The following is an 8,431-nucleotide window of genomic DNA, read 5'->3' on the forward strand; positions in this document are numbered from 1 at the left end:
TACATCGTCGCCCTGGTGGCCGCCACCCGCAACGACGCCGCCATCGCCCTGGGCGCCAGCCCCCGCGCCGGCCTCCACCTGGCAGCCGTCGCCCGCGCTCGCGCTGCCATGGCCGGCCGAGGCTTCGTCTCGCCCGACGACGTCGCCCATGCCGCCGTGGACGTGCTCGCCCACCGACTCATCCCGACCGGGCAATACGCCGCGGCCGCCGACGCGCTTGCCGCCTCCACCCGCGTCCTGCGGCGCATCGTCGCGAACCTGCCCGTGCCGGCGGGCGACTGAGCCGATGCCGACTCACGCGCGCGGTGCCAGACCATGGCCCTACACACCCAGCCGCCGCACCGGGCGCGCTCGTGTTGCCGCAGCCAGCGGCGGACGGCCCCCACACCGGCTCGTCCCCTGGACGGTGCCGTCAGCGTCGGGCTGGCAGGTGCTCCTGCTTGGGGCGGCACTGATAGGCGGCGGCACCTTCGCCGGCCTGAGCCTCATGCGCGACCTGGGCCTCCTCCTGGCCGCGCTGGCCGCCGCCGGGCTACTCGCCGGCTGGACGCTGGCGCTCATCGCCCGTCCGGGCCTGCAGCAGAGCACTTCGGGTGAGGTCCGTGCCGGTGAGCAGGCCATCTGGCGACTCGCTCTGACCACACACCTGCCCCGGTGGATGCCTCTGTGGGTGACCTGGCGCGTCAACAATGACCGCTTCACGATTCCCGTGAATGGGGGGCGGCTGCGCGATCTCTTACCGCTCGCCCCGGCGCGGGCGAATCGTGGTCGGCCCCGAGACGCTGATCTGCTACGACCCGCTCGGGCTGGCGCGCGTCCGCATCCCGCTGCGCGCCGCTGACGACGTCCTGGTTCTGCCGCACCCGCTCCCACCGGACACGCTCCCGGGCCCGACTCGGGCCGGCCGGTGCGACGCCCCCGGCGCATCGGCTCGGCCCCGCTCGCTCTCCGCCGGCTCTGGCCGCCAACTCGGCAACCTGCGCGGCTATCGGCCCGGCGACTCCCTCACTGCCGTCCACTGGCGCCAATCCGCCCGCATTGACCGGCCGCTCGTAGTCGATCGGGAGTCCGACGCCCGCGCTCCCCGCCGTCTGGCGCTCGACCTGCGCGCCGCCGCGTACCCCGATGCCGACACCTTCGAGACGTCGGTCAGCCAAGCAGCTGGAATCATTGAGCCTGGGCGCGCGCCGGGCACGACGTTGAACTGTGCCTGGGCGAGGAGCATCACCGCGCCGTCGCAGCACACTCCATCGCCCTATTGCGCCGCCTCGCCACGGTGAAGGTGACGCCATCGGACTCCGCTGCCCATGCCGGGAACCAGCTGGGGCACCACATGCTGTGGCTGGTTGCGGCAGTTGCCGCCGCAATGCTGCTCGCCGCCCCCTCCCTGGTGCGTGCCGGGCGCCGCCGCCGTCGTTTAGGTCGCATCCGTGATGACTCCCGGCCCGCCGCCGCGGCCTGGGAAGAGGTGGAGGACACTGCCACTGACCTGGGTCTTGGGGATGTAGCCGTACCCGCCAAGCGCGATGACGGCGATGTCATGGCGGAGCGCGCAGGGCTCGCGAGCCTCTGGCGTCGGCCTCACAGGCGGTTGGTGACAATGCGCGCACATACTGACTGCTGGTTGGCGTGTGCATGAGCCACACAGGTGCGATGTGCCCCTCTGCACGTGAGAGGATGGCCCAGCATGGTGCGCGACCCGTCGGTGCGGTGAGCGCCGGACAGGAAGGCACATCAAGATGGCGCTCTTTGACCTCAAGGATGACCGGCTCGAGCCTGCGGTTCTCGGCCGCCCCGCCACCGATGCGGACCGCGCCGCCGTCCTGGCTGCGGTGCGTCGGCAGATTGCCGAGGTGCTGCATCGGCCGCTGCTGGCCATCGGCTGGGATCAGGTCGTCGGCGGCGACGCTCTGACCGCGCTCGACGCTGCCGGCCAGGTCGTCACCATTGAGGTCATTGACGTGCTCGACTCCACCGCGCTGCTGCTGGCCATGGCCCGTGCTACCAATGCCGCCCGCACCGGCCGCGACCAACTCGCCTCCCGTTACCCCGGGGGCCTGCCCGCCTTCGAGCAGGACTGGGCCGGCTTCCGCGGCGCCATGCCCGCCCGCGTCGAGCCCGGGCCGCGCCTGACCGTCGTGGCCACCAGCATCGCCGACGACGTGCGCACCTCCTTCGGCATGATCGCCGAATCCGGCGTGGAGCTGCACGAGCTGCGGGTCCGCTCCACCGAAGACGGACGCGCCCTGGTGTCCGTGGAACTGCTGCACACCGACGTCGCCAGCCAGGCATTGGACTTAGACCCGGCCGCCCAGGTTGCGGCCCCGGCCGCTGACCCTGAACCCTCCGCCGCCACCGTGCCCACGCCGGTGGTCGCTCAGACCCCCGGCCCGCAGCCCGACGACGGCGCCCCGGTCCCGGCCCCCGCTGCCTCCGGTAGCGGACACCGCCTGGACGCCGCGGCGCTCGGAGCCGAGCCCACCGTCCCCTCCGGTGAGGCCTCCGAGCAGGCGCTGGCGGCCATCGCCCAGACGCTCGAGACCCCCACGACCTTGGTGTGGCTACGCCGTCGCCGCGGCATCGACCACCGGGCGACGCTGGCCGCCGACGGCACCATCACCCTGGCCGACGGCACCGCCTACCGTGACCCGTCTGCGGCGGCCAACGCCGCCCAGCACACCCAGGACATTGACGGTTGGCGGGCGTGGCGCGTCGGGGTCGGCGGTCCGAGTCTGCGCGAGCTGTTGGTCTGAGGTCGAACCGGGCGGAAGGGGGCAGAGGTTGACCCGGCCGTCTACTGCGAGCTTTTGCACCCTGGTGTATGGCAAATTGCCGTACACCAGGGTGCAAAAGCTCGTATCAGAGGGGGAAGACGTGTCCCACGCTCACGCTGTGAGTGCGAGGCGGCGGCCCAACCAGTCGAGCTGATCGCGCAGCGCCGCCGACCACACCGCCCAGGTGTGTCCGCCGGGATACTCCCGCTCCGTCACCGACATGCCCGCCCGCATGGCCGCGTCGGCTACGGTCGGCACCACTTGCGCGTAGCGGCTGTCGCCGGTGCCCACCGACAACACCCCGGCCACACCGGTGTAGCTTCCGGCCGGCGCGGCCGCCAACAGGGAGAGCGGATCGTTCGCCGCATAAGCGGCCCGGTCCCCGGCGAAGCCGACGTCGATGGTGCGCTGCTCCGAACCCAGGGTGGGGTGCTCTTCGGCGCTCATGGCCAGGAAGGTGGGGTAGACCTGCGGGGAGCGGGCCACCGCCTGCAGCGCGCAGGTGCCGCCGTTGGATAGTCCCCCGATCGCCCAGTGCGCCGCATCGTCATCCACCTGCAGGTGGGTGCGAATCCACGCGGGCACGTCCTGCTCCAGGTAGGTGGCCACCTTTCCGCCGCGCACGGTGTCGGCGCACAGCGGGTTGCGGTAAGGACTGCCCAGCAGATCCGCGACCACCACCACCGGCGCCAGGCCGCCGTGCGCCGCGGCGTAGGCATCCAGCGAGTCCTTCAACCCGCCCAGTTCGAACCAGTCCGAGGGGCTACCCGGCTGGCCGGTCAGTAGTACCAGTACCGGCAGTGCCGGACGCTGCGGCGTCAGGTAGGCCGGCGGCAGGTAGATGTAGGCGTCACGCGGCGTGAAGCCGTCGGTGCCGGACTGGTCGCCGGCCGGGATGGCGGCGGTGACAACGGCGCCGGTCTCCGGCATGTCGGCGGGCGCCTGCCAGGTCTCTTCCAGTACGCCCCGCCCACGCTCGGGGTGGCGGGGCAGGGCGGCCGCGGCCGGCAGGGACGCCAGCGGCGTCGTCGCCACCCCCATGCCGAGCACCGCGGCGGCCGACGGATAGGCGGCGAAGAACGCGTTGACGGCCAGACAGGCGGCCGCCACAGTGGCGGTGATCGACACGCCCGACCCGGCGGCGCGCACCATCCGCCGTTTGTGCTCATGCACCCGGGCCCGGTCGGCGGCCGCGTCCCCGCCGAGCAGTACCTGGACGACGACGGTTGTCGTCAGCGCCACCCACAGCCACACGGTGGCCCCCACGCCGTCGGCGAAGGGACGCCACAGGCAGTCAACCGCCACCCAGCAGGCCACCCCGATCCCCGCCCCGGCCAGGGGCGCGGCGAGCTGGCGGCGCCACGGCAGGTGCCGGGTACGGGTTAACCACACCAGTGCCGCCACCACCACGACGACGCGAGGCACGCCGCCCCCATCCACGGGTGCAGCAGCCGCACCTGCCGCAGCAGCTGCACCACGCCGTCACTCATGATTCACCAGCGCCCGGGCGAAGCGGGCCGCCTGCGCGGGCGTCAGCCGGGCACGTAGGCGTGGGCGATCGCCAGCCCCACCGCCGGCAGATCAATGGCCTCCGGCACCGCCAGATACATGGGCACCGCCCGCGGCTGGAACTTCTGTTTGAAGGCATGCAGGGAGGCGAAGCGTAGGCCGGCTCCAGCCGGCGGGCCAACCAGTCCAATGCCGGATCCAGACGGGCCGCGGCCGCACCCGGGCAGGGGACGTCGGCGGAGCGGGCCAACGGGGCGCCCGACAGGGACAGCAGCTCCAGTCCCTCTGCCTGCGCGTCCTGGACGGCGCGGGCGATCAGATACTCGATGGCGGGCCGCCACCCGTCCTTCCGACGGCGCATGACGTCCAGGGTGAGACCGATGACCTCGCCGTCGCGGTACACGGGCAGCCAGGAGGTGACGGCGTGAACGGTGCCCTCGGCGTCGACGGCCAGCAGCAGGCGCGTGTCGGTGTCGTCGAGCTCGGCCAGGCCGCCGAGGGTGAAGCCCATCTCCGGCAGGGGCTTGTCCGCCGCCCACGCCTGGGAGATGGCACGGATCTGATCGCGCAGGCCCGCGGGCGCCGCGGGCCAGGTGGTCCACTGGGCGGTGATGCCCTCCCGGCGGGCATGGTTCAGGGCGGTACGCACATCCTGGAAGGCCTTGCCGCGGAAGGCCAGTCCCTCCAGATCGAGCACCGCCTCCTCGGCGACCTGCAGGATGGTCCAGCCGCGCGAGCGCGCCGCCTCCATCACCGGGGCGTGCACGGAATACAGGGCCGGGATCAGCCCGGAGTCGGCGGCGAAGGCGGCAAAGTCATCGATCGCGGCACCCACCTGGTCGGTTGCGGTGGCCGGGTCGCCGAGCGTGAGGGCGACGCCGCCGCAGGACCGGTAGGCGAAGCCAGTCCTCCCGTCGGCGGCGATCCACGCCTGGTTGCCGGGCCAGGTCGCCATCCAGCCGAGCGTGCCAGCTCCATGCGTGCGCACGAGCTCCCCCAGCTCCTCCCGCCGGGCGCTCGCGGCGGCCAGGTGGGCGCGTCGGGTGATGCGCTCGCGGTGCCATACGGCGAGCAGGATGAGTCCGGCCAACAGCGGCGCGAGCAGTCGGGTTGAGGGTGGAGCGTCCGCGCTCCACACGAGGGTGAGGACAATGGCGAGCAGGCCGGCGGCGGTGCCCAACAGCGTCAATCCGATGGTGCGGTAGCGCGCCGCGCGGGACGGGCGTGCCGGGGCGGAAGTGCTCGCGTGGCGCGGCCGCGGCGCAGGCGCCGGAACGGGGAACGGCCACCTCGGGGCACGGGCCGCACTGGGACGGCGGGGCTCGCGGCTGCGAACGGACGCGGCCGCACGGGGCTCGCCGGGGTGCTGGGAGACGACGGTGAGATAGCTGGGGCGGACATGAATCCATGGTGCGCGAGCGGTGGTATAGGTCACCTCGCCCCTGCGGATGAACGGTCCCTGAATCGGAGTCACCCAAAAGTCGGGGATATCCCTACTTACGGCTAGGGGTACGTGGACGAAGGTATCCACCGCAGGAGGAGAAGGCGTGAAAACCTTCTGGCGCTGGGGGTCAGGTGAGCACGTAGCCGCGCAGCCAGCGGCGCAGCGCGGAGTAGACCTGCTCGCGCACGGGCGGGGCGGAGAGCACCAGGTCGTGCACACCGCCGTCGAAGCGCGCCACCGTCACCAGCTTGCCCAGGCCGATCGCGCGGCGGGCAGTGGCGTCGGCGTCGACGACCGTGTCGGTGCTGCGCGCCTCGGGCGTCCAGGTGACGCTCAGATGGCTGCGGGCCGATCCCATGGACAGAATCGGGCAGCGCACATCCAGGCCCGCGGCCACCCGTGCCTGACCGGCCAGGATCGCCAGCAGCCAGCCGGGGCGGATGGGGGCCGACGGCACCAGCTTCCAGTCGCGGTTGACGTTCCAGCCGGTCACATACGGGTCGTCCGTCCAGGCGGGGTCGGGCAGGGCGCCGTCGCGCTCGGGATCCCAGCCGTCGGCGAGTGAATACAGGGACTCCGGCGGGTAGGCGGGGGTTGGGATCACCATGTGCGGGTCGCGGCGGGCCAGCGTGCGCACCACCGGCTCGCCCACGAGTCGCACGGGTTCGGCGCCCTGGAGTGCCAGCCAGGCGGAGTTAAGCACCAGGGCGGAGATGGCGCCGGGGTGGCGATCGGCCCACAGGGCGGCGGTGAGCCCCCCGGTGGAGTGGCCGCACAGCACGGTGGGGGTGTCCCAGCCCTCGGCGGCGCGGATGGCCGCCAGGGCCAGGCCGATCTCCTCGTCGTAGTCATTAAGTGAGGTGACCCAGCCGTGCATCTGCCTCTCGCGCAGGGACCGCCCGTAGCGGCGCAGGTCCAGGGCGTAGAAGGCGCCGCCACTGCGAGAGATCTCCCGGGCGAAGTGCGCCTGGAAGAAGTAGTCGTTCCAGCCGTGCAGGTACAGGAAGGCGAAGCGCGGCGAGGTCGGGGTGCCGGGCAGGGCGGCGGGGTCAAGCGCCGGCACGTGGTGCACCAGGGTGGCGACGGCGTCGTCGTCCTCCGCGTCCGGCAGCAATCGCAGGGTACGGGCGCGGAAGCCCGGCCCGAGCACGTCCGGTCCCCAGGCGTCGACGGGGGCGGTGTCTACGGGATCTGTGGGGCCCGTGGGTGCGCTCACCGGCCCGGCTCATCCTCGGCCAGGAAGCCGCGCAGGGCGGCGTCCATCTGGTCGGCCTCGATGAGGAAGCCGTCGTGCCCGTGCAGGGAGTGGATGGTCTCCCGGCGGGTGTCCGGGATGCCGGCGGTCAGCTCCTCGGCCTGCGCGGGCAGGAACAGCCGGTCGGAGTCGACGTCCACCACCAGCGTGCGGGCGGTCACCGTACTCAGGGCCGCCTGGATGCCGCCGCGCCCGGCACCGACGTCGTGAACCATCATGGAGTGGTTGACGATCAGGTAGGTGTTGGCGTCGAAGCGGGCCAACAGCTTGCCGGAGTGGTGGTCCAGGTAGGACTCGATCTGGTAGCGGCCGCCGACGGCGGGGTCCTCCCGCCCCTGGTGGGCGCGGCCGAAGCGCGTATCCAGCTCCCCGGCGGAGCGGTAGGTGGTGTGGGCGATGGCGCGCGCCAGGCCCAGGCCGCGCACGGGGCCGACGCGGTGGTTGTAGTAGTCGCCGTCGAAGAAGTAGGGGTCGCCGACGATTGCGAGCTCCTGCAGGTGACACCAGGCGAGCTGGTCGGCGGTGGTGGAGGCGCCGGTGGCCACCAGCGCCAGGTTGCGCACGCGCTCGGGGTTCATCACGCCCCACTCCAGGGCGCGGTGCCCGCCCAGGGAGGCGCCGATGACCAGGTGGAAGGTGTCGATGCCGAGGGCGTCGGCCAGACGCGACTCGGCGCGCACGGCGTCGCGGGTGGTCAGCCAGGGGAAGCGCGAGCCCCAGGGGCGTCCGTCCGGGGCGGTGGAGGAGGGGCCGGTGGAGCCCTGGCAGCCGCCCAGGATGTTTGCGGCCACCACGTAGTAGCGGTCGGTGTCGATGGCGCGGCCGGGTCCGACGAGCGTGTCCCACCAGCCGGGGGTGGGATGGCCGGGGCCTGCGGGGCCGGTGACGTGGGAGTCGCCGGTCAGGGCGTGCAGCACCAGCACCGCGTTGTCGCGCGCTGGGCTCAGCTGGCCCCAGGTCTCGAAGGCGAGGTGGGTCTCGGGCAGGATCTCGCCGGAGTCCAGGGGGAGATCGCCGATCTCCAGGAAGTGGCGCTGACCGGGGTCATCGCCGGGACGCCAGGCACCCGTGGGGGAGCCCGCCGAGCGGTCGACGAGCTTGAGGGTGGCGGTGCCGACCCCCGGCGCCTGTGAGAGGGGCGAGGTCATGGCCGTCATGGTAGCCGGGGCGGTGGCCGGCGGGCGAGGCCCACACGTGCCCGTGACGGAGTCCGGTTGTGCGCACGGGCGAGGAATGTCCGAGAACGGCACAAACGGTCGCTCTGGTGGTGAGGTGCGTTTGCGAGTCGTTGAGATCGTGCGTTTTTCTGCAACGGAACTAAGGACGCTCACGTTGTTTGTGCCGATCTCGGACGTAGAGAATGTAAGTGTCTGCTCGGTGCTGGGGGTGTGTGACCCTATTTCGGACTGGCGGCCTGGTTGGGTCTGTCCTGGGATTGATCTGTCCGCG

At 72.4% G+C, this 8,431-nt stretch carries 8 protein-coding genes and 2 pseudogenes; 6 read left to right on the forward strand and 4 right to left on the reverse strand.

Annotation, left to right across the window (positions count from 1 at the left end; genetic code table 11):
* The 5 genes and pseudogenes from BW737_RS16130 to BW737_RS05965 all read left to right on the forward strand — a co-directional run.
* Window positions 1-282, forward strand: a pseudogene (locus BW737_RS16130) (AAA family ATPase); the annotation flags it as partial.
* Between the two features lie 124 nt (window positions 283-406).
* Window positions 407-841: a hypothetical protein gene (locus tag BW737_RS16135; RefSeq protein ID WP_218961803.1), complete on the forward strand. Its 435-nt coding sequence runs from the start codon at window positions 407-409 to the stop codon at window positions 839-841.
* Window positions 765-1,280: a DUF58 domain-containing protein gene (locus tag BW737_RS05960; RefSeq protein ID WP_180272090.1), complete on the forward strand. Its 516-nt coding sequence runs from the start codon at window positions 765-767 to the stop codon at window positions 1,278-1,280. The genes BW737_RS16135 and BW737_RS05960 overlap by 77 nt, the downstream gene beginning before the upstream one ends.
* A 2-nt stretch (window positions 1,281-1,282) precedes the next feature.
* Window positions 1,283-1,639, forward strand: coding sequence for a hypothetical protein (locus tag BW737_RS15640; protein ID WP_143233302.1), 357 nt, complete (start codon window positions 1,283-1,285; stop codon window positions 1,637-1,639).
* A gap of 100 nt (window positions 1,640-1,739) precedes the next feature.
* Complete coding sequence (locus BW737_RS05965; RefSeq protein WP_086616049.1) at window positions 1,740-2,753, forward strand: restriction system modified-DNA reader domain-containing protein; 1,014 nt, start codon at window positions 1,740-1,742, stop codon at window positions 2,751-2,753.
* A gap of 132 nt (window positions 2,754-2,885) precedes the next feature.
* Here the strand turns inward: BW737_RS05965 and BW737_RS05970 are convergent, their stop codons facing one another.
* The 4 genes and pseudogenes from BW737_RS05970 to metX form a co-directional block, all read right to left on the reverse strand.
* Window positions 2,886-4,199: an alpha/beta hydrolase gene (locus BW737_RS05970; RefSeq protein ID WP_338063876.1), complete on the reverse strand. Its 1,314-nt coding sequence runs from the start codon at window positions 4,197-4,199 to the stop codon at window positions 2,886-2,888.
* Between the two features lie 57 nt (window positions 4,200-4,256).
* Window positions 4,257-5,283 (reverse strand): annotated as a pseudogene (locus tag BW737_RS17895) (bifunctional lysylphosphatidylglycerol flippase/synthetase MprF); the annotation flags it as partial.
* 571 nt (window positions 5,284-5,854) lie between these two features.
* Window positions 5,855-6,943, reverse strand: a complete 1,089-nt coding sequence (locus BW737_RS05980) for an alpha/beta hydrolase (protein WP_086616048.1) — start codon at window positions 6,941-6,943, stop codon at window positions 5,855-5,857.
* The gene (gene metX, locus BW737_RS05985) at window positions 6,940-8,130 is read right to left on the reverse strand and encodes a homoserine O-acetyltransferase MetX (protein ID WP_420835710.1); all 1,191 of its coding nucleotides are present in this window, start codon (window positions 8,128-8,130) and stop codon (window positions 6,940-6,942) included. The genes BW737_RS05980 and metX overlap by 4 nt, the downstream gene beginning before the upstream one ends.
* 85 nt (window positions 8,131-8,215) lie before the next feature.
* On the opposite strand from metX, the gene BW737_RS16725 reads away from it, so the two are divergent.
* The coding region (locus tag BW737_RS16725) for a hypothetical protein (protein WP_218961804.1) at window positions 8,216-8,431 on the forward strand (216 nt) is incomplete at its 3' end.

The organism is Actinomyces ruminis (genome assembly GCF_002154335.2).
Lineage (GTDB): Bacteria > Actinomycetota > Actinomycetes > Actinomycetales > Actinomycetaceae > Actinomyces > Actinomyces ruminis.